Genomic DNA, 21379 nt, shown 5'->3' on the forward strand with positions numbered 1-21379 from the left:
TAATGCATTCACGTAAACCGTTTTTTATCTTCGTCGCGTTATTATTTATATTCGGTACTGCAGCCAGTATTTATCGCAGCGTTGAACACAACGTCCCTTTCCTTCCTGGTCAGCAGGTTCAAAGCTGGTCAGTGGAAGCAAAAGTGATGTTTAATGGTAATAATAACCCAACCGAAGTATCACTCTCTTTGCCACAAGATCCTGCATTTGATGTACTTTCAGAAAATGCTACCTCACCGGGATATGGTCTAAATATCTCAGAAGGGGCTGACAGAAGAGCAGTTTGGTCAATTCGTGAATCCTCTGGACGTCAATCCTTATATTACCGTGTAACACTGGTACCGACAGGTCAACTTGACGTCACCCAAGATGAAGTACCTGAAACACCAGAACCCTTTTTATGGCAAGTCACTGAAAAAGGCGCCGCGGACCAAATCATGAACGATGTATGGCAGCGCAGTGCTAATAACCTTTCTTACGCACAGCAGTTAATGTCAGTGATTAACGACACTAATCAATCGCAGAATTTAGCACTGTTATTATCAGTTAACACTCGTACCCAGTTGTTTTTGCAAATGCTGCACTCTAAAGGCGTTCCTGCAAAACAAGTGAGTGGTCTAATGCTAGAAGACCAACGTCGTCGTCAGCAACTCAATCCTTATGTGCAGGTTTATCATAATGGTGAATGGGTTTTATTTGATGTTGAAGGCAACAAACAAGGCCGTCCTGATAACTTGGTTTTATGGCAACACAATAACCAATCGGTGTTAGATGTTGTTGGTGGCAGTAACTCGCAAGTTAACTTTTCAATGTTGCAAGAAACACGCTCAGCACTGGCAACCTCTATCGATATGATGAAAAACTCAGATGCACTGGATTTTTCTTTGTACCAATTACCACTAGAAGAACAAAGTACCTTCAAAGGGATTTTATTGATCCCAATTGGCGTGCTTGTGGTGGTGTTCTTAAGAGTGATTATCGGTATCAAGACATCAGGTACCTTTATGCCGGTACTGATTGCATTAGCCTTTATTCAAACCACATTATTGACCGGCTTAATTGGCTTCTTGTTAATTGTCGCCTTTGGTTTGATGATCCGCTCCTATTTATCGCAACTTAACTTATTGCTCATATCCCGAATATCCGCGGTCATTATTGTAGTGATATTTATTATCGGCTTGTTTACGCTTATTTCCTATAAAGTGGGATTAAGTGAAGGCTTAACCATTACCTTCTTCCCGATGATCATTTTGGCATGGACCATTGAACGTATGTCAATTTTATGGGAAGAAGAAGGCCCTAAAGCGGTAGTGATGGCCGGCGGTGGTAGCTTGTTTGTCGCCACCTTAGCCTACCTTGCTATGAGTAACAGTTGGATCCAATATTGGGTATTTAACTTCTTAGGTATTCACTTAGTGATTTTAGCAATGGTGTTAGTGATGGGCCAATACACTGGCTACCGTCTCACAGAGCTTAAACGCTTTAAACCTTTGGCTGGAGATCAGTAATGAACTTTGCCTGGCCTTGGGAGCTGCGCCGCAAAGGCGTATTAAATATGAATAAGCGTAATATCGATTACATTGGAAAATATAATCCTCGTAAATATTACAAACGCGTGGATGACAAGCTGATTACCAAGCAATTAGCTTTAGCCAATGGTATTGCCGTACCTGACTTGATTGGTGTTGTTGAAGAGCAGCACAAAATCAATGATATTCCGCAAATGGTCATCGACCGTACTGGCTTTGTGATAAAGCCAGCAAAAGGTTCTGGCGGTAAAGGGATTTTGGTGATCACTAAAGTGGAAGGCGGTCGCTATTATAAACCTAATGGCGATGAAGTGACGCCGACTGAAGTTTATCGCCATGTCTCCAACATCTTAAGTGGGTTGTTTTCTTTAGGCGGCACCCCTGATGTCGCCATTGTTGAAGGCTTGATTGAGTTCGATCCGGTTTTTGATGGTTTTAGTTACGAAGGCGTGCCTGATATCCGCTTAATCGTGTTTAAAGGCTATCCAGTAATGGGCATGCTACGCTGCTCAACAGCTGCTTCTGATGGCAAAGCTAATTTGCACCAAGGCGCTGTCGGTGTCGGTTTAGATATTGCTACAGGCAAAAGTTTGTTTGCTGTTCAATTTGATGAACCTGTTTTAAAGCATCCTGATACTCAATTTGAATTGTCACAAATTCAAGTCCCAAACTGGGACACCCTGCTTCATACCGCATCCAGTGCCTATGAAATGTGTGAACTGGGTTATTTAGGAACCGATATGGTTTTGGATAAGCAGCGAGGTCCATTACTACTGGAGCTAAATGCTCGACCAGGACTTGCAATTCAAACCGCAAACGGTAGAGGGATTTTACAACGCTTGCAACATGTTGAGTCTATCAAAGGCCCTGCCGTTTCAGTGGAAGAACGTGTGGCTTATGCCAAAAAGCATTTCTGTAGTAATCCTAACTTTTAGTTTATTGGCAACTGCGCAAGCAGTTGCCAATCCTCTTCAGCTGTTTGTGCAACAATGTTTGCAATACAAACCGTCTTTAGCATCCCTAGATTTAAAGCAAACAACCCCTTACCAAACATTACAGTTTGAGCAATTAACCTTAGGCTTTAACAATTTTAACGACCGTTTAAATTACTACCGCCACTTAGCCACTCATAACCAGCGTGAAGGGCTATTAATGTGCCAATTACATTTAGCTGATGAATTATCAGCATTGTTAACAGCGCCTCAATTATCCAGTTTTATCGCTGAGCTTGAAGATAGCCACATGCCCTACTCTTTATTAGCCAATAAAATTAACGCGATTACACTAGCCCAACTTGATATCGATACCAAATCACAGTTACACAATGCACAGGCAACGATAAGACGAAACCTTAGTAATAGTAATTTGAAATTGGTATTTAATAACGCACAATGCCAGTTAGATACCAACCGCGATGATACAAACTCTGCTTTTGAGATCAGTTTAGCCAAATACTTACTTTTACAACCAGATGAGCAATGCCGAAAAACCACTTGGCAGGCCTATCAAGCACGGGCAAAAAGTAAAAATCAGCAGTTATTAGCGACAATTAAAACCATTAAGCAGCAAGTTTCAGCGCCTGAGCCCAGCATTGCTTCAGCTGAAGCCCAAAGCGCGCCATTACAGGCAACCCAATCATTATCAACAAAGCCGTTATTAACAAATCAGCTGTTATTATCCTTCTTAGAAAGCCAAACCAATAATATTAATACAGCGCCTTGGAATATCGGTAAAACCCTTAGTCAGATAAAAAATACCCCTTATCTTGGCCCCAAAAACAGTAGTGATTTATTTCAGCAAGTTGTCGATGTATTAACGCCTCTGGGGCTTGAATTCGAAGCGATTCCCCTCCAAGTGCAAGCTGATATGTCGTCCACTAATGAAACCAATACCACCGCGAGTACTGGCAATGGCACTGCAACGGTCAATGAACCATCAGAACCAATTACAACTTATCGCTTGTGGCATCAGCAGCGTTTAGTTGGTGAACTCTATATCCATACAAGTAAGCATTCGATGGCGAATATCATTAGGTATCCGGTGATCGGTCAGCAATTTGCCCAAGCGAGCGTGGTTTTTCCAAAATATTTATCTAATCGGCGCCAAGCAATGCAACTGGTGAAAAGCCTCAGCGAGGCCATTACTGCTATGACTCGAGGCAGCCAATTCTATTTGGTAAATAAGCTTGGAGTATCAACAGATAATTATTTATTAGGTTATTATTGGTTAAGCAGTCATCTACAACACCAATTAGCCTATTTAACCCCTTCAGCGAGAGAGCAATTTGCTGAGTCTTATCGACAGCAACTTAGGGTATTTCGCAGCAAAGTCGCTTGGTATTATTTAAACTCTGAGCAGCAAGGGGATGATATAAATAATCAACAACTAAATAGCGCCATCAATCAGGCTTTTCAGGCGAGTTTTAATCAACAATGGCCGGATGCAAAAAATATGGCCTATAGCTTTAACGGCATAGCTAATGAAGGGCTCGATTACTATCACCCACTTTGGCAACAAAATTTAGTTAATTTGATTAATACAGACACTAACGCTTCAATAACAAATCGCCAAGTTTTTGATATTTTGGTAGTTAATGAAGATAATTTATCCCTAATCCAACAAATGAGCATTATACTTAATCCACCGACTGATCCATCATCAATCATCAGGAGAGCCTTTAATGTTGGCAATTCGAAAATTTAAATCCTTAACCAGTTTAATCAGCTTTTCGTTGCTACTTACTTGTGCCAGCAGCTTTGCTGAAACCAGAGATAACCATCAATTAACTCACCAGCAAGTTCGAAGCGCAATTCAGCTTAACCTTGAACAAAATATGTATTCCTTGCCACCTCGAATTCAAGGGCATTATGGTTTACGTATGTATCGCATGACTGGTGATGAAAAGTACGCTAATGCCGCTTTAATTGATTTGATCACCATTACAGAAAGACAAAACTACTTTGCCTGTAATATGGATAAACCTAATTTTATTAAAGATGAAGCCGAACAAGCTATTAGCGTGTTAGGTAAAGGTCCTCGTGCTAAAGCGCGTAAAAAAGCCCTTAAGCCGTTTCCAGAGTTTATTTTCTATAGCGATATTTTATTGCGCTATGCCAGTCGCACCGATGAACTGGGTTTCATGGGGCCATGTCATGAGCAAATGATTAAAGGCTTAAAAGCCTATGATTTAACCCCAGCTTTGACTGATCCTAAAATGATCACATCATGGGCCGCGCAGTTAGTGAATTATGTTTACTGGGCTAAACAGCTAAATGTGGGGGATTATGTCGAGGTATATAAACAAGCGTTCATCGAGACTTATCCTGACGATAAAGACAACAATCTTGATAAAAAGCAGTACCGAAACAAGCTATATGGTATGACACACTTTATTTTTGCCTCTAGTGGTTATTATCAAGAGCAAGTTAACGCCAAAGATTATCAATGGATTTTAGATTACTTCAATAACAACATTGATCGGATCTTAACTGATGCAACCGATGACATTATTTCAGAAGTCGGCATTAGCTTTTTATTAGCGGGTCAGCCAAACCATCCTGTGGTTAAAAAGACTCAAAACCATATTGCGGCGTCATTTATCCCTGAGTATCAACTGATCCCGTCACCTCGTGGTAATCCCAATATGGTGTCAGGCGAACACCGCAATGTATTGGCGATGATGCTTCTTGATTGGCCAGAGAAGCTGCATAAAGGCCCTTACCTTGCTGAAATAAAAGCGACGAAAAAGTATTTGCCGGTGCAAGTGACGCCTAAAGATCTCACTAAAACTAACAGCAATACAAAAGAGAAACCTAGCGCTAAGTAATTAAGCGCGTTCTCGATTGCCTTCAAGAGCGTATCACTGTGTGATACGCTCTTTTTAATATTGACCTGTAAACTAATGAGTTTTGTATGAATAGAGCAAAATCCACACTTGAGCAATGGCGAATTATTCAATCTGTAGTGGACTTTGGTGGTTACGCCCAAGCAGCAGAAAAGCTGAATAAAAGCCAATCTTCGCTCAATCACGCTGTGGCTAAACTACAAAACCAACTTGGGATTCAATTACTTGAAGTAAAGGGACGCAAAGCTTACCTAACGCAGCAAGGTGAAGTACTACTCAGGCGCTCACGTCACTTAACCCAAACCGTTGATGAACTTGAGCAACTTGCGAGCAATTTAGGACAAGGCTGGGAGCCCAACTTGACCATTGCCCGCGAAATCATCTATCCAATGCAATTTCTTGTGGACGCCTTAAAAGCCTTTTGGCCCGATAGCCGTGGGACCCGAGTGACTGTCATTGACTCGGTGATCACAGGCACACAAGAATTAATTGACAATAACATCGCCGATATCGCTATTTGCGGTATTCCTGCAAAAGGCCATATTGCCGAGTTCCTGTGTGAGTCAGACTTATACCTTGTATGCAGTCCGACTCATCCATTAACCCAGTGCGGTATTGTTGCCGATGAAACAGAGCTGGCGCAGCACTTACAAGTGGTCATTAAAGACACTGCAACTGAAAAATCAGTAGATACTGGTTGGTTAAAGTCAGAGCAGCGCTGGACAGTATCAAACTTTCACGAAGCAAAAAACGTGTTACAAAGTGGCATTGGCTTTTGTTGGGCGCCCGCTTATTTGGTCGAGGATGATATTAGCCAAGGTAAGCTCGCCAGGCTTATTCTTAAAGGCAGTAAAAGTCGTAAAATTGCATTAACTTTGGTTATCCCTAACCGAGATAATCAGGGGCCTGCCAGTAAATTGTTAGAATCTTTAATTTTATTACAGCACGATATTGACCAAAACAAGCCTTGATAGATAACTGATTTATTTAGCTTTAATGATACTCAAAGTCATTAATGCCAGCTCAAGTTACATTGAGTTCTACACTGAGACATCGATTATGGTGCCAATGTTTTCAGACCAGACATTTATCACATCTACTGCAACCTCGGCGTGAGAGATAGCTTGCTGAGCATCAATCAGGGCCGCTGTTTGCGAGCTAAGCGTGACGCTATCTGCAGTTATTTGTACTGAGGCAGAACTTAGCGTTTCTGGGATGGCTACCGCCGTGGTCGCCTGCGCTAAATCATTGTGCGCCTGTTGCAGTCCTTGAACACCGAGGGTAAAACTTGATGCTATTTCCATGATACAACTCCTTTTGAAACAACCTAATAGCAAGTTATATCACATTGAATAGTCGTGATAAAATGCATACCAATTTAAAAACTAATACCAGTTTGTCTCCCAATCTTTCCATACTGGGTTAAGCCCTGACTTTTGTATTTGCTGCACTATTTGCACCGCGCTGCGCTCATCTGAGATTTCAAATTGATCCAACTGGGTGTTGGGATTTTGATAACCACCAGGTTGGGTTGAGCTCCCAGCGCTGATATGAGTCACCCCTAAAGGCAATAAGTTGTTACGTAACTGCTGGGTTTCTCTGGTAGATAAACTAATTTCAAGCTGGGGGTTAAACAATCGAAACGCACAGATCAATTGCACTAAGCCCACATCAGTTAATTCGACTTTAGGACTAATTCCACCGGTACACGGTCTTAATCTCGGTAAAGAAATACTGTAACGACTGCGCCAGTGATGTTTTTCTAAATAGGCCAAATGATAGCCCATTAATAACGCATCTACGCGCCAACTGTCTAATCCGAGCAATACCCCTAATCCCACTTTATCAACCCCAGCCGCCGCGACCCTTTCTGGTGTAGTGAGCCGATAAGTAAAGTCTTGTTTTTTACCTCTGGTATGATGCTTGGCATAGGTTTGGCGATGATAAGTTTCTTGATATACCATCACAGCATCGAGCCCTAACCCCACCAGCTGGGCGTAATCATCTTGCGCCAAAGGCTGTACTTCGATTGCTACATAACTGAAATGCTGTTTTACCAGTGGCAAGATGGTTTTAAAGTATTCAATGCCTACTTTGGTTTCATGTTCTCCAGAAACCAGTAATATTGAATCAAAACCTCGCTGTTTAATGATTTGAATTTCAGCTAATAATTCGGTCTCTGTTAAGGTTTTTCGTTTGAGTTTATTACTCATAGAAAAACCGCAATAGTCACACTCATTTGCGCACAAGTTAGATAAATACAATGGCAGGTATAAACCAATATTAGCCCCAAAGCGTTGCCGGGTTATCTGATATGCCCGCTGCGCCATCGTTTCTAAAAAAGGTAATGCTGCAGGCGATAAAAGCGCGATTAAACTGTCAATATGACCTTGGGGGCGCTGTAATGCTTGTTGCACATCAGCTTCAGTGCTGCTATTAATCCGCATTGATAAATCGATTAAATCTAGCTGTTTAAATTGCTCGACAAAACTCATGGTGCGCCACTCTATTATCTTAATTTGTTGAACCAACCGCATTCAAAGTTAAATTACTCAAACCAAATCATTCACCTGTAAGGGAATAATCTGGCTTACAGATGTAAAAATTGCGTCAGCGGGCTAGTATGTTCTGCCTGTTTGGTAACACTGCCAAGTCCGGCGGTATAGGCATCACGACCGGTTCTAACCGCAAAATCAAAACACCGCGCCATCACTATGGGAGATTGACTACTGGCAATCGCAGTATTGACTAGCACGGCATCTGCGCCCAGCTCCATTGCTCGGCTAGCTTGCGAAGGTGCGCCAATCCCAGCATCAACAACCACCGGCACATTAGCTTGCTCAATGATCATCTCTAAAAAAGGCTCAGTGGCTAAACCTTGATTACTGCCGATAGGACTGCCTAACGGCATCACAGCGGCGCAGCCCACTTCCTCTAGCCGGTAACACAGCACAGGATCTGCATGAACATAAGGCAACACAATAAAGCCTTTTTTACACAAGACTTCGGCAGCTTTAAGGGTTTCAATAGCATCTGGCATCAAGTATTTCGGATCTGGATGGATTTCAAGTTTGATCCACTTTGTGCCAAGCATTTCACTGGCAAGTTCTGCTGCAAAAATAGCTTCTTTAGCGGTTCTTGCCCCTGCAGTATTGGGTAATAACTTAACTCCCATTTGCTGTAATGGCGTCAACAAGTCATCATAGTCTTTACTATGATCAATACGCTTCATTGCGAGGGTCACTAATTGTGAGTTAGAGGCCTCAATGGCAGCTAGCATAGTGTTAGCATCGCTAAACTTTCCTGTACCTGTAAATAAACGAGACTCAAATTGATGTCCGGCTATGGTTAACATAATCACCCACCTGCTACAGCTGAAAAGACGTCTACTTTATCATTAGGCTGGCATTGAATGGCCTGCCAGCGACTTCTTGGTACAACTTGTTGATTGAGCACTAATGCCAGTGCTTTGGGATTAAGTTGTTTAGACTCTATTAGCGCTAATAAGCTTGGCGCTTGTTGCAACTGCTCTGGTTGGCCATTAAATTCAATTTCAATCATGTTTAATCCTTTTGCGGTAAAGTTATCTGCATGAGTTGACGTCATTTGTTGACGCTGTAATAGCTGCGCTACAACAACTACATTTAGGGTCTTGATTCATTTGTATAATCTGCCATTGCAAGCTTTTAGCATTAAACACATGTAACTTACCCGCTAGCTGGCCTTTGCCTAAGTCATCGGCTGTTAACCAATTTAGCCCCAATAAACTTTGCATTGATGCAACCGTTTGAACAGCAGCAGTGTTAACCCCCATTGATACACATGTTTGTGAAACATGAGTATCTTGTGGGTACAGGCATTGATAACAGCCCCTTTGCGGATAGTCAGTTGAGCTGCAAAATAATTGCCCATCATTAGCGGAAATCGCTGCGCTAATTAGCCCTGTAGCGTGACGAACACAAACTTCATTAATCATTAAGCGGCTAGTAAAGTTGTCAGTGCAATCAAACACCAGATCGACAGATTCAACTAATTTTGCACCATCTGTATCAGCGCCAAAGGCCTGCTCAATTGCCATGATATTTACGTCTTCATAGGCTGCTGCTAACTTATCTTTGGCAAGTAGCGCTTTGCTTAAACCAATATCTTGTTCGTTAAAAAGTAATTGCCGCGACAGATTTGAAAGCTCTACCTTGTCATGATCCATCAATATCAGTTCTCCAACTCCCGCGGCGGCCAATTGCTGGGCAACACTGTGACCTAAACCACCGATTCCGATGATCAGTAGCCGGCTATTAAGTAATTTAAGCTGACCAAGCTCACCCATATCAGTCAGTAAAATATGACTGGCATACTTGATAAACTGCTTGGAAGTGAGCCCACTCTTATTAGCTTGACGCTGTTGTGTAATCGTCATGACACTGGCTCACACTGCAGCTGTTTCACTGATGGCTTGTGGGATTTTACATGTGATTGCCTTGGCTGTTGCTGAGGTTGTTGCTGAGGTTGTTGTGCAGCCGCTAGATGCCATTGCTGCTCTAGCAATAAATAAGCCTTGGCAGGGTTTTCAGCCTCAGTAATGGCTCTGACCACGGCAATACTATCTACCCCTGTGGCTTTAATATCTGAAATTACACTTGCATCGATACCGCCGATAGCCACGCTTGGGCATACGTTTTTAAGTAATGCACTGTAGCGTGCTAATTTCGCTAAGCCTTGAGGCTTTGACGGCATCACCTTAGTAGTCGTTGGAAATATATGCCCTAAAGCGATATAGGATGGGCTTAGTTGATGAGCTAATAGAATTTCAAATACGCTATGGCTAGATAACCCTAGGGCTAACCCTGCCGCTGAAATTTCATTTAAGTCGGCTAACTCAAGGTCTTCTTGACCTAAATGAACCCCGAATGCGCCAAGTTGTATTGCCAATTGCCAATGATCGTTAATAAACACTTGGGCGTTATATTGCTTACCCAGAGCTATGGCGCGGCTAATATCTTGTACTAACGTGGTTTGATGAGCATCATTGGAGACCTGATTAAAACCTTTATTTTTAATCCGCAACTGCACTGTGGTGCAATTGGCTTCTAACACGCTTTGCAGCATAGTCACGTCATCCACAACCGGATAAACACCAATGCCCTTATGCAGCGCAGGAAAGCGGCAATCTAGGTAGCCCTGTGCTGTATTTATTAACCCATCGTTAAACTTTCCACCAGCAGCTGATTCTGGCTGTGTTTTGCCTAGATTGTTAATTTTAGCGCCACTAACTGCACTAATTTCAGGATAGTATTGTATTTCATCAGGCCAAGCAGTTTTTGCCACAGGCCCTGCGCCTTTACCAAAAGATTCACTGCACACTAGTCCCTTTAATACATAAGCTTTAGCCATCACAACGGCATCATGGAGTACGTATTCATGTGCTAAAAAACACGCTATCGCAGTGGATAAGGTGCAACCTGTGCCATGGTTATTACCAGTATTAACTCGCTCGCTATTAAGCCAATAAGCTTGATATTGATGAGCGTCACTCACACCGTGAACTTTGCGGCAAATGAACAAATCATTGGCTTTGGTTTGTTGCCACACTGCATCACCGCCTTTGGCGAGTACATGACAATGAAGCTGTTTAACCAGTTGCGCTGCCGCACTATAAAAACCATCACTTGAGTCTAGGCTTTGGCTTTTAATTGTGCACTGAGGTTCAAATTCCACGCTGTTAGTATCAGTCAGCGTGTGTAACTCCCTAACATTAGGGGTAATTAAGCTAATTAGACCTTTAAAAGGGCTAAAATCTAACGGCTTTTTTGCGCGCTCATTTAAGCTATCACCACTACTGGCAACCATGACAGGATCTAAAATAATCGGGATCAGCTGGTTAGCTAAACTCTGACTTTTAAATGTCTTTAACCAATGAGCAATGAGTACCAATTGTTGTTGATTGGCAATTAAGCCAATTTTTATGGCTGCTGGCGCTAAATCGCTAGCAAGTGTATTTAGCTGAGCCAATAAGATGGATTCTGACACAGCCTCGACTAGTGTTACAGCCACCGAATTTTGCGCAGTAACAGTGGTAATTGTGCTGCAGCCAAAACACTGTAAGTCATTTATAGTTGCTAAATCTGCCTGTATGCCGGCGCCGCCACCACTATCTGAACCGGCAATAGTCCAGACAATGGGCGACATGGTTTCTAAGCTATGTGGTTGTGAAACATTCATGGTTAAGCCTCTAATTCAGCAGTGGTCTTAACAGCTAAATCTGCGCTTGTTGCTGTGTCTGGCTTAGAAGGTAACGGATGATAAATTGCATAGCCTGTGGCTTTAAATTCAGCTGACTTTTGTGCCATGGCTGATTGAATATCTACACCGCTACTAACGCTTATATCTGCACTTGCGTCTACGGAATTAACATTGTGATTAGAGTGTGCCTGCAGGTGTTTAAATTCGCTAGCGTCAAGCACGTTCACCTTTTGTAACTGATCACGCGCTTGCTTTGCAGCGTATTCACGCACTTCTTGAGTGATTTTCATTGAGCAAAACTTTGGCCCACACATAGAACAAAAATGCGCAACTTTGGCAGACTCTTGGGGGAGCGATTCATCGTGATAAGCACGAGCGGTATCTGGGTCTAAGCCTAAGTTATATTGATCTTCCCAGCGAAATTCGAACCTTGCTTTTGATAAGGCATTATCACGAATTTGCGCACCAGGGTGACCTTTAGCCACATCGGCAGCATGAGCTGCAATTTTATAAGCGATAAGCCCTTGTTTAACATCTTCTTTATTCGGTAAACCCAAATGCTCTTTAGGAGTGACATAGCACAGCATGGCCACGCCATACCAAGCCATCATGGCCGCCCCAATCCCTGAGGTGAAGTGATCATAACCTGGCGCAATATCGGTGGTTTGTGGGCCGAGTGTGTAAAAAGGCGCTTCATCACAATGGGCAAGCTGCTTTTCCATATTCACTTTAATGAGCTGCATCGGTACATGGCCTGGGCCTTCAATGATGGTTTGCACATCATTTTCCCAAGCAATGTTAACCAGCTCGCCTAAGGTTTCTAATTCAGCAAATTGCGCTTCATCATTGGCATCGGCAATACTGCCGGGCCGCATACCATCGCCTAATGACAATGACACATCGTAGGCAGCGCAGATTTCGCAAATCTCTCTAAAGTGCTCATACAAAAAACTTTCTTTATGGTGACTTAAACACCACTTTGCCATGATGGAACCACCACGAGAAACGATGCCAGTAAGACGTTTTGCCGTCATTGGTACATAACGCAGCAGTACCCCAGCATGGATGGTAAAGTAATCGACGCCCTGCTCTGCCTGTTCAATCAAGGTATCTTTGAAAATGTCCCAATTTAGGTCTTCAGCGACACCATTTACTTTTTCTAACGCTTGATAGATGGGCACTGTACCAATGGGGACAGGAGAGTTTCGAATGACCCATTCACGGGTTTCATGGATATAGCGCCCCGTAGACAAATCCATTACAGTGTCAGCGCCCCATCTCGTTGACCAAACTAGCTTTTCGACTTCTTCTTCGATGGACGAGGTTACCGCTGAATTACCGATATTGGCATTAACTTTGACTAAAAAGTTACGCCCGATGATCATTGGCTCAGCTTCTGGATGATTAATGTTTAACGGGATAATGGCGCGGCCGCGGGCAACTTCATCACGGACAAATTCAGCGGTAATAGGCTGGCCAATGTGAGCGCCAAAAGCTTCACCGGCGGCTTTTTGAGTCAAAATCTCATCAGTGACTTGCTCTCTAGCCATATTCTCGCGAATGGCAATATATTCCATCTCAGGTGTGATAATGCCTTTACGAGCGTAATGCATTTGCGTAACGCGGCGGCCTGACTTGGCTTTTTTAGGGCGAACAAGGGCTTCAAAACGCAAATGATCTAAACCGTCGTCAACCAAACGCTGTTGGGTAAAGTCAGAGCTAACTCCATCAAGTTGCTCTGTATCTTCGCGCTCTTCAATCCAAGCTTGGCGAAACTTGTTTAAGCCTAAACGGACATTAATTTCAGCATCAGGATCTGAATAGGCACCGGCGCAATCATAAACTTTAATGGCTGGGTTGGCTTCAGTCACGGGCGCATCTTCACTACCGCCAAGGATAGTATCGCTTTGATGAATTTGACGCATGCCCACTAACAGATCGGGGCGGGATCCGCTCAGATAGATCTTTTCAGAATTTGGGTGCTGTAAAGGTTTTAGGGTTTCAATAAAATTTTGCGCTTGAGCGCGGGTTTCACGACGATTTGACATAAGCAACCTCAAAATAAAAAAATAGAGTTGCTTGCCTGGAGAATTGTTGATGACGAGCGAGTTAACATTAACTCTGTAATTGACTTGAATTTACACCTTAACTTTGGACCTTAAATATCGGCAAATGGCGGGTTAAATTAACTTCAGCAATAACTCTGCTTTAATTAATTCTATCTTTTATTTTGCACTAATATTTATGATCTAGCCACGCAGCCATTCACTATGAAATTGCTGCTGACTGTAGGGTAAAAATAAGCAAATTAACTGCTTGTTTCCTTCGCAGGTTCTAGCCTGATCAGGTTCAACGGATCCCGAATAAACGGTCTCAGCCATAAAGGCACTCCGACAAGATGGCTGCAGTATAGTCAGCTTATTTAATAAAATACAAGTCTTTGACAATTTTCGAATTGGAATATGAGTTAAATTATTTCACTAATTAAAATACTGTTATATATGGATTTAATTTACAACCAAGCGATTAAGGCCCAATTAACACAGAAATAATTTGATAAATAAATTTGATAAATATTATTCATTTTTGATGTTGTTGAAATAAATCTTTTGTGAAAGTCTGAACAGTTCAAGGTAATTTAAGTTTCGATAAGCGTTGTTGAATGGCGTTATCTAGTGCTTTTTTTGTTTTGCCTCCTTCACATGGGTGTCCTAAATCTAAGCCTTCGGCATAAGGGTTAATTTGGGTTGGTAGTGCCACCAATCGATGGCAAGTTTCACCAATCTTAACAATTCTATTTGGATCTAAACGATGATTGAGGGTAGTTGGTTGGCGCTTATCTTCTATTACTATTAACTCTATATCATCCATTTCAGGGGTTAACTCACTGGTGCTGGCACCACTAACAGAAGTCGCTAAATGGGCTTGCTGACTTATTTGCTGATTAACTTGTTGTTGATTGAGTTTATTTATAAAGGAATGGCTAGCTTGATTGATGGCCGATAAATTGTCGCTTGTTATGGTATTGGCCTCTGAGATGGTTTCATTAAACAATTGTGGCTTAAATAGATGTTCGTTACTGCTATCTTTTTGCTGCTGCAGATACATGCTATCAACTGAAGACCAATCGAACTGGTGCGTTTCGGCTTGCACTGCTTCTGCTATTGGCAATTTTTCAATTATGGGCTTGTAGTCAATGGGCTTTTGGTTAACAGCTTTTTGGTCAATATCTTTTTGGTCAATAGGCTTTGGGGAAATTGCCTTTTGATTGACAGTATCTTTTGGGCTAGTTGCAACTGCAGGCGCTCTTGTATCGACAACCTTATTAGTACTTTGTTTGTTCGATATAGTTTGATCGATTATTTCTTCATTGGTAATGACTTCACTGACGACCTCTTCAATCAAGGCTTGTTCACTTGGCAGGGTCTTAGCTAGCTGGGTAATTTGCTCAGCCGTTAAAAAGTAGGCTTTTATTTCTTGGTTGTTACTTTCAGATGTCGCAGCTTTAACGGCTTGTTCACGGCTGATCTCGACAAAATGGCTAATGGTGTTATCAGCTAAGGAAAATAGCATAAACACCAGCACAACATGTAGCCCTGCAACAATAATGCTCGATGGTGATGTCAGTATCTTTTTAAACTCGTTATCAGAATTTTGTTTTAAAAAGCGACCGTGATTATTTTGATTGTCGATCAGCCCACAGATCAGCGGTAATGTTTGGGCTTTAATTACATCAGTGCTCATTATTTCAGTGCTAGTTACTTCAGTGCTAGTTGCATTCACCGTTTGTAACATCACAACATGATCACAGAAATCTATCACTTCAACCGCAGATTCTTGGCGGCTTGCATTTATGTAAAGCTGTCCATGTGAAACTTGTGTGCCATTTAAGCCTGTCGAATTTCCACTAGCACCCGGTTCAAAATTAGTGTTTGCTGCCAATCCTTGTGTTAAATGTTTATCACCACCTTGGTTCATTACTCGCGCCTCCTGTCGCTTTTGAATCACTGGATATAAATCGTGCTAGATCAGACTTCAACCACAAGCTGACCATAAACTAGATGATAAAAAAGCCATTAAGTTCATTTAATTTATGTCGATGACACACGACTCCCCACAAAATCAGACAGTTATCATAGCGTCAAACTTAAGCTTACACGTGTAAGCTAAAGTCATGGCCTATTATGAATATTGCTGGTAGACTCAATGTAAATTGCTTAACAAGGTTGTATGCAACTATGTCACTTGAGTTAGATGCTAATCAAACATTAGCACCAACACCTACATCAAAGTCAGACTATGGTGTGATTGAGGAATTAGCTAACAGTATCACCCATGGTATAGGGGTACTTGCGGGTATCGCCGCGCTAATTGCAATGCTAATAAAAGCGAATGGCCAACTTAATATCGCTGACACTATCGGGATCACTGTGTATGGATTAAGTATTATTATGCTTTTTCTGGCCTCAACCTTATACCATTCCAGTAAAAGCCCCTTATGGCGTAAACGCTTTAAAATGGCTGATCACTGTGCAATCTATTTGCTTATTGCTGGTACATACACACCTTTAATGTCAATTAGCCTTCAAAATGATAGTGCTACGCTAATACTAACTGCAATATGGTTATTAGCCTTAGGCGGTATTATTTTTAAAACCTTATTTATTGGCCGCTTCAAAGGGCTAAGTGTTATTTTGTATCTTGTTATGGGCTGGCTTTGTGTCACCATCATGGGAGATTTAATCAAAGGCATGTCAGATTTAGGCTTTAACCTATTACTTGCAGGTGGGGCTTTTTATAGCATCGGGGTTATTTTTTATGTCAATAAGCGTATTCCTTATAATCATGCTATTTGGCATTTATTTGTACTTGCAGGCGCCTTGTCTCATTTCTTGTGTATTTATTTAACAGTCATATAAACCTGCTTTATATCCACAGTATTAACCCTGTCAGTATTTCGTCTCACTGTTATAAACTCACTCAAAAAGTATTGCTCATAAGCTGGCTATTGAATACTTACTATTGTCTACTTAACTCGCAACACCAAAGCGGGTTACAATAAATTATCATCCCATACCTGATCAAAAGCCATCAATGGAAAACCTTAGCCCAAAGCAAAGAATTTGGTTTATTGTAAATATGATCCCCACAGGTCATGTTTTAGCTTATGGTAAAGTGGCTGACTTAGCTGGGCTACCAGGTAGAGCCAGGTATGTGTCTAAAGCACTCAAAGACGCCCCCGATAACCTAAACTTACCTTGGTATAGAGTGATTAACAGCCAAGGAAAAATTTCTTTTAAAGTCAATTCTATTCATTTCCAAAATCAGCAACAGCGACTAAGATCAGATGGAGTAGAAGTGAACCAAGGCAAGGTTTCATTGTCAAAATATGAATGGCGCCCTGACATTGCAACCCTTGTCATGTCGTTACCTTTTTAAATATTGCATGGGTAGGTATTACTTTGATTAGAAAATTCACCGCTTTATTAGCCAATATTATTGTCATTACATTGTCTCAGGCCCCTAATGCTGTCGCTTCTGATGACAAGGAAAACCTCGAGTACCTCAAAGCATTAACCCCTCACTCTGCTGAATATCGGGTGTTCTATGGCAGTATCGAACTCGGTAAAGCTCGCTACCAGTTGCCTGAAAGTGATAATGGCTACTATAACTATCGCTTTGATAGCGATATCAGCTTATTAATGCTATCGGATGTGCGTAATCTTAATAGTGAGTTCAAACTCGAAGATGGCAAGGTTAAGCCCATCCGCTATATGAGTAAACGTAGCGGCACCGGATCTGACTACACAGAGCAAACCGCCTTTGCTGCTGGACAAGGCGTTATCCACACCATATATAAAGACGAAAGAGAGAAATTACCCTTTGCCGAGGATATCTACGATCCCTTGGTATCTCAATTAATATTTAGAATGGATATGTACCGCCAACCCGAATTGCTTAAATACAAAATGGTCAAAGAAAAAGAGTTTGATGATTATGAATTTAAAATTGTCGGCAAAGAACAAGTGATATTAGACAGTGGCACTTATCAAACCGTAAAAATAGAAGTGGTACGAAAAAGTAAAAAGCGCCAAACCTTTTTTTGGATGGCGCCAGAATTAAACTACTTACCCGTGCGTTTAAGTCATTTTTCTAAAGGTAGTAAGCAGCTTGATATTCAATTAGATAATTATCAAATTCAGCAAGCAATAGAATCCGATACAGCTGTTACTAAAGCAAACGCTGGATTAACTGTTAATCAGTAATTCGCCTTGCCTAAATAACTTCCATTCGCCAGGCTGTAAAATATGCCACTGTTCGTTTTTTGTCAGCGGACGAGTAGCAATCACTGTAACGACATCATTGGGTGTCGTTTCTTTATTAAAATCAATAACCACATCAGTATCGATTAATTTGGCTTTGCCAAAAGGCGCACGGCGGGTAATGAAGCACAAATTATTAGTGCAATAACTCATTAAATCGACACCATCACTTAGGATCATATTAAAAACACCTAAAGCTCGAATGTCATCAGCCAGCGTTGCTACAAATTCAAACACCTGTTTCATGTCATCGGGTGGCGTATGACCAAACTCACCTAACACCTGTTCCATAATCCAGCAAAATGCCAGCTCACTGTCGGTGTCCCCAACAGGCTGAAAATGATTTACTTGAAACTTATTTTGGTAGTCTGATAACTGTCCATTATGGGCATAAGTCCAATATCGGCCCCATAACTCGCGGGTGAAAGGATGGGTATTTTCCAGCGCAACACAGCCACGGTTTGCTTGACGAATATGACTGACGACAATCTCACTTTTGATTGGATAAGATTTAATGAGCTGAGCGACATGGGATTCACTGCTAGGACGAGCATCTTTAAAGGTGCGGCTGCCCTTGCCTTCATAAAAAGTGATCCCCCAACCATCAACATGTGGCCCAGTAACACCACCTCTTTCAGCTAAGCCTGTGAAACTAAATACAATATCCGTTGGGACATTAGCGCTCATCGCTAGTAACTCACACATGAAACACGCCTTAAAAATATAATTAACTCAAAATATTACGTAATTTATATTGTACCTAGTGCAGAAAAAAATTGGCATTTTTATTAAACAAAATATTTTAAACAATTGTTTGAAATAACTTGTAATCAGCGCCAGTTAGGTTTAATTTTATGTGATACAGGTCAGACCACGGTCAGTTCTGTGAATAGGATCATTAATTTGTAGGTGTTTAAATATTAAACACTTTTAAGGAGAAAGACAGTGGAGACACTTATTTGGATCATCGCCATGATCGCGGTACTCGGCGCAGCAACTTACTTGCGGGTGTCGTTATTAACAGCAACAATTGCAGCAGCAGTTGTAATGTTAATTGGTAGTGTATTAGATATTGTTGGCAGTCTAGCTTGGGTTGTCTATATAGTTTTAGCATTACCTTTAAATGTTAAATCATTTCGTCAGAATTTCATCTCACGTCCACTGCTTAAAGTATATCAAGGCATCATGCCTGAAATGTCTACCACTGAAAAAGAAGCCATTGAAGCAGGTACAACCTGGTGGGAAGCTGACTTATTCGCTGGTAACCCTAACTGGAATAAATTACATAACTACCCTAAAGCGCGTTTAACTGCTGAAGAGCAAGCGTTTTTAGATGGCCCAGTTGAAACTGTGTGTAAAATGGTTAACCAACATCAGGTTTCACATGAGCTAGCTGACCTTCCACAAGAAGTTTGGCAATACTTAAAAGACGAAGGCTTCTTCGCCATGATCATCAAAAAGAAATACGGTGGTCTTGAATACTCAGCTTATGCTCAGTCACGTGTATTGCAAAAATTAGCTGGCGTGAGTAGTGAACTTGCATCAACGGTTGGGGTACCAAACTCTCTAGGCCCTGGTGAGTTACTGCAACACTATGGTACGACTGAACAACAAGATCATTATTTACCGCGTTTAGCTAAAGGTCTTGAAGTGCCTTGTTTTGCACTTACTAGCCCAGAAGCTGGTAGTGATGCTGGCGCGATCCCTGATTTTGGTATCGTCTGTAAAGGTGAATGGGAAGGCGAAGAAGTGTTAGGTATGAAACTAACATGGAACAAACGCTACATTACCTTAGCACCAGTGGCGACAGTATTAGGTTTGGCATTTAAATTACGCGACCCTGACAGCTTATTAGGTGATACCGAAGATTTAGGTATTACTTGTGCCCTTATCCCTACTGATATTCAAGGGGTTGAAACCGGTCGTCGTCACTTCCCATTGAACTGTATGTTCCAAAATGGTCCAACTCGTGGCAACGAAGTATTCGTGCCACTGAGCTTTATCATTGGTGGCCCTGAAATGGCCGGTCAAGGCTGGCGCATGCTAGTTGAATGTCTCTCTGTAGGCCGTGGTATTACCCTGCCGTCAAACTCTGCTGGTGGCGTTAAAACAGCTGCATTAGCTACAGGTGCTTACGCTCGAATTCGTCGTCAGTTCAAACTACCTATCGGTAAATTAGAAGGTATTGAAGAGCCAATGGCACGTATTGGCGGTAATGCTTACTTGATGGATGCTGTAAGTTCATTAACTACTGTGGGGATTGGTCTAGGTGAAAAGCCATCAGTTATCTCTGCCATCGTTAAATTCCATTTAACCGATAGAATGCAAAAGTGTGTTATCGACGCCATGGATATTCACGGCGGTAAAGGTGTATGTCTAGGTCCAAATAACTATTTGGGTCGTGGTTATCAAGCAGCGCCGATTGCAATTACCGTTGAAGGTGCCAACATTTTAACCCGTTCTATGATTATTTATGGACAAGGCGCTATTCGCTGTCATCCATATGTATTAGCTGAAATGGAATCTGCTTTTGATACCACATCGGGTCAAGGCTTAAGTAACTTCGATGCTGCCATCTTCGGTCATATTGGCTTTGCGATGTCTAATTTTGTAAGAAGTTTCTGGATGGGCGTTACTTCTAGCCGCTTCACCAAATCACCTTATAATGATAAAACGAAACGTTATTATCAGCAGATGAATCGTTTCAGTGCTAACTTAGCCCTGCTTTCGGATTTAGCGATGGCAACACTTGGCGGTAACCTTAAGCGTAAAGAACGCATTTCAGCACGCTTAGGTGATTTATTAAGTCAGCTATATTTAGCGTCTGCAACGCTTAAGCGTTATGAAGATGATGGTCGTTTAACTGAAGATTTACCGTTAGTTCAATGGGCTGTAGAAGATTCACTACATAAACTACAAACATCTTTAGATGACTTACTGGATAACTTCCCTATGGGTCTTGGCATTGCACTTCGCGCTGTTATCTTCCCATTTGGTCGCCCACTAAAACGTCCTAGCGATGTATTAGACCATAAAGTGTCTAAAATTATGCAAACGCCATGTGCCAGTCGTGACCGTTTAGGCCAAGGCCAATTCTGGACAGCTTCAGAGCACAATGCGGTAGGTATTCAAGAGCAAACTTTATTAGATATTTTAGCTTCAGAGCCTTTATACGACAAAGTCTGTAAAGCTGCCGGTAAACGCCTACCATTTATGTGGTTAGATAAAGTCGCTGCACAAGGTAAAGCCTTAGGTGTGTTAAGTGATACTGAAGTGGCCTTACTTGAAAGAGCTGAAATTGGTCGTATGAAGTCAATCAATGTTGATGACTTTGACCCTGAAGAGCTTGAAGCAAAGGTTGTTAGTGAAGCCAAGCAAGTTAAAGCGGCTTAACTCACTTTTTAAAGCTAACTAAAAATACCAAAAGGGAAAGCATTGCTTTC

General features: G+C 41.8%; 18 protein-coding genes and 1 riboswitch. Of the genes, 9 read left to right on the forward strand and 9 right to left on the reverse strand.

Annotated features, from left to right (window positions below; translation table 11 throughout):
- Nucleotides 1–2: 2 nt before the first annotated feature.
- The 5 genes from Q4546_RS15245 (at nucleotide 3) to Q4546_RS15265 (ending at nucleotide 6344) form a co-directional block, all read left to right on the forward strand.
- Nucleotides 3–1508: an inactive transglutaminase family protein gene (locus Q4546_RS15245; protein ID WP_102437200.1), complete on the forward strand. Its 1506-nt coding sequence runs from the start codon at nucleotides 3–5 to the stop codon at nucleotides 1506–1508.
- Nucleotides 1508–2464 (forward strand): alpha-L-glutamate ligase-like protein, encoded by a 957-nt coding sequence (locus tag Q4546_RS15250; RefSeq protein WP_076536381.1) that lies wholly within the window; start codon nucleotides 1508–1510, stop codon nucleotides 2462–2464. Before Q4546_RS15245 ends, Q4546_RS15250 begins: the two co-directional genes overlap by 1 nt.
- Complete coding sequence (locus Q4546_RS15255; RefSeq protein WP_102475515.1) at nucleotides 2427–4232, forward strand: hypothetical protein; 1806 nt, start codon at nucleotides 2427–2429, stop codon at nucleotides 4230–4232. The genes Q4546_RS15250 and Q4546_RS15255 overlap by 38 nt, the downstream gene beginning before the upstream one ends.
- Nucleotides 4210–5355 (forward strand): DUF3541 domain-containing protein, encoded by a 1146-nt coding sequence (locus tag Q4546_RS15260; RefSeq protein WP_303446538.1) that lies wholly within the window; start codon nucleotides 4210–4212, stop codon nucleotides 5353–5355. Before Q4546_RS15255 ends, Q4546_RS15260 begins: the two co-directional genes overlap by 23 nt.
- Before the next feature lie 86 nt (nucleotides 5356–5441).
- Nucleotides 5442–6344 (forward strand): LysR family transcriptional regulator, encoded by a 903-nt coding sequence (locus Q4546_RS15265; protein WP_303446539.1) that lies wholly within the window; start codon nucleotides 5442–5444, stop codon nucleotides 6342–6344.
- Nucleotides 6345–6413: 69 nt separating this feature from the next.
- Here Q4546_RS15265 and Q4546_RS15270 read toward each other — a convergent pair whose 3' ends face one another.
- The 8 genes from Q4546_RS15270 to Q4546_RS15305 form a co-directional block, all read right to left on the reverse strand.
- On the reverse strand, nucleotides 6414–6677 hold the full coding sequence (locus tag Q4546_RS15270; protein ID WP_303446540.1) for a chemotaxis protein: 264 nt from the start codon (nucleotides 6675–6677) through the stop codon (nucleotides 6414–6416).
- A gap of 81 nt (nucleotides 6678–6758) precedes the next feature.
- Entirely contained in the window at nucleotides 6759–7868 is a 1110-nt protein-coding gene (gene thiH, locus Q4546_RS15275; RefSeq protein WP_303446541.1) for a 2-iminoacetate synthase ThiH, read from the reverse strand.
- A gap of 95 nt (nucleotides 7869–7963) precedes the next feature.
- Nucleotides 7964–8728: a thiazole synthase gene (locus tag Q4546_RS15280; protein WP_102437190.1), complete on the reverse strand. Its 765-nt coding sequence runs from the start codon at nucleotides 8726–8728 to the stop codon at nucleotides 7964–7966.
- Between the two features lie 2 nt (nucleotides 8729–8730).
- The gene (gene thiS, locus Q4546_RS15285) at nucleotides 8731–8934 is read right to left on the reverse strand and encodes a sulfur carrier protein ThiS (RefSeq protein ID WP_102437188.1); all 204 of its coding nucleotides are present in this window, start codon (nucleotides 8932–8934) and stop codon (nucleotides 8731–8733) included.
- A 22-nt stretch (nucleotides 8935–8956) separates the two neighbouring features.
- Nucleotides 8957–9790: a HesA/MoeB/ThiF family protein gene (locus Q4546_RS15290; protein ID WP_102531838.1), complete on the reverse strand. Its 834-nt coding sequence runs from the start codon at nucleotides 9788–9790 to the stop codon at nucleotides 8957–8959.
- Complete coding sequence (thiE, locus tag Q4546_RS15295; protein WP_303446542.1) at nucleotides 9787–11592, reverse strand: thiamine phosphate synthase; 1806 nt, start codon at nucleotides 11590–11592, stop codon at nucleotides 9787–9789. The genes Q4546_RS15290 and thiE overlap by 4 nt, the downstream gene beginning before the upstream one ends.
- A 2-nt stretch (nucleotides 11593–11594) precedes the next feature.
- On the reverse strand, nucleotides 11595–13661 hold the full coding sequence (thiC, locus tag Q4546_RS15300; RefSeq protein ID WP_303446543.1) for a phosphomethylpyrimidine synthase ThiC: 2067 nt from the start codon (nucleotides 13659–13661) through the stop codon (nucleotides 11595–11597).
- Nucleotides 13662–13916: 255 nt separating this feature from the next.
- A riboswitch (TPP riboswitch) is annotated at nucleotides 13917–14016 on the reverse strand.
- A 225-nt stretch (nucleotides 14017–14241) separates the two neighbouring features.
- Nucleotides 14242–15591: a hypothetical protein gene (locus Q4546_RS15305; RefSeq protein WP_303446544.1), complete on the reverse strand. Its 1350-nt coding sequence runs from the start codon at nucleotides 15589–15591 to the stop codon at nucleotides 14242–14244.
- Between the two features lie 260 nt (nucleotides 15592–15851).
- On the opposite strand from Q4546_RS15305, the gene Q4546_RS15310 reads away from it, so the two are divergent.
- The 3 genes from Q4546_RS15310 to Q4546_RS15320 all read left to right on the forward strand — a co-directional run bounded on the left by Q4546_RS15310 (nucleotide 15852) and on the right by Q4546_RS15320 (nucleotide 17879).
- A complete protein-coding gene (locus tag Q4546_RS15310; RefSeq protein ID WP_102475510.1) occupies nucleotides 15852–16532 on the forward strand; it encodes a hemolysin III family protein in 681 nt (226 codons plus the stop codon).
- Nucleotides 16533–16707: 175 nt separating this feature from the next.
- The gene (locus Q4546_RS15315; protein WP_102437176.1) at nucleotides 16708–17052 is read left to right on the forward strand and encodes an MGMT family protein; all 345 of its coding nucleotides are present in this window, start codon (nucleotides 16708–16710) and stop codon (nucleotides 17050–17052) included.
- A 23-nt stretch (nucleotides 17053–17075) separates the two neighbouring features.
- The gene (locus tag Q4546_RS15320) at nucleotides 17076–17879 is read left to right on the forward strand and encodes a DUF3108 domain-containing protein (RefSeq protein ID WP_241901099.1); all 804 of its coding nucleotides are present in this window, start codon (nucleotides 17076–17078) and stop codon (nucleotides 17877–17879) included.
- Here Q4546_RS15320 and Q4546_RS15325 read toward each other — a convergent pair.
- Nucleotides 17862–18641 carry a class II glutamine amidotransferase gene (locus tag Q4546_RS15325; protein ID WP_102437174.1) on the reverse strand — a complete coding sequence of 260 codons (780 nt, stop codon included), beginning with the start codon at nucleotides 18639–18641 and terminating at the stop codon, nucleotides 17862–17864. The genes Q4546_RS15320 and Q4546_RS15325 overlap by 18 nt on opposite strands.
- A gap of 240 nt (nucleotides 18642–18881) precedes the next feature.
- Here Q4546_RS15325 and fadE point away from each other — a divergent pair, with 240 nt between their 5' ends.
- Nucleotides 18882–21329 carry an acyl-CoA dehydrogenase FadE gene (gene fadE / locus Q4546_RS15330; RefSeq protein WP_102437172.1) on the forward strand — a complete coding sequence of 816 codons (2448 nt, stop codon included), beginning with the start codon at nucleotides 18882–18884 and terminating at the stop codon, nucleotides 21327–21329.
- Nucleotides 21330–21379 lie beyond the last annotated feature (50 nt).

The organism is Shewanella sp. 4_MG-2023 (genome assembly GCF_030548015.1).
Taxonomy (GTDB): domain Bacteria; phylum Pseudomonadota; class Gammaproteobacteria; order Enterobacterales; family Shewanellaceae; genus Shewanella.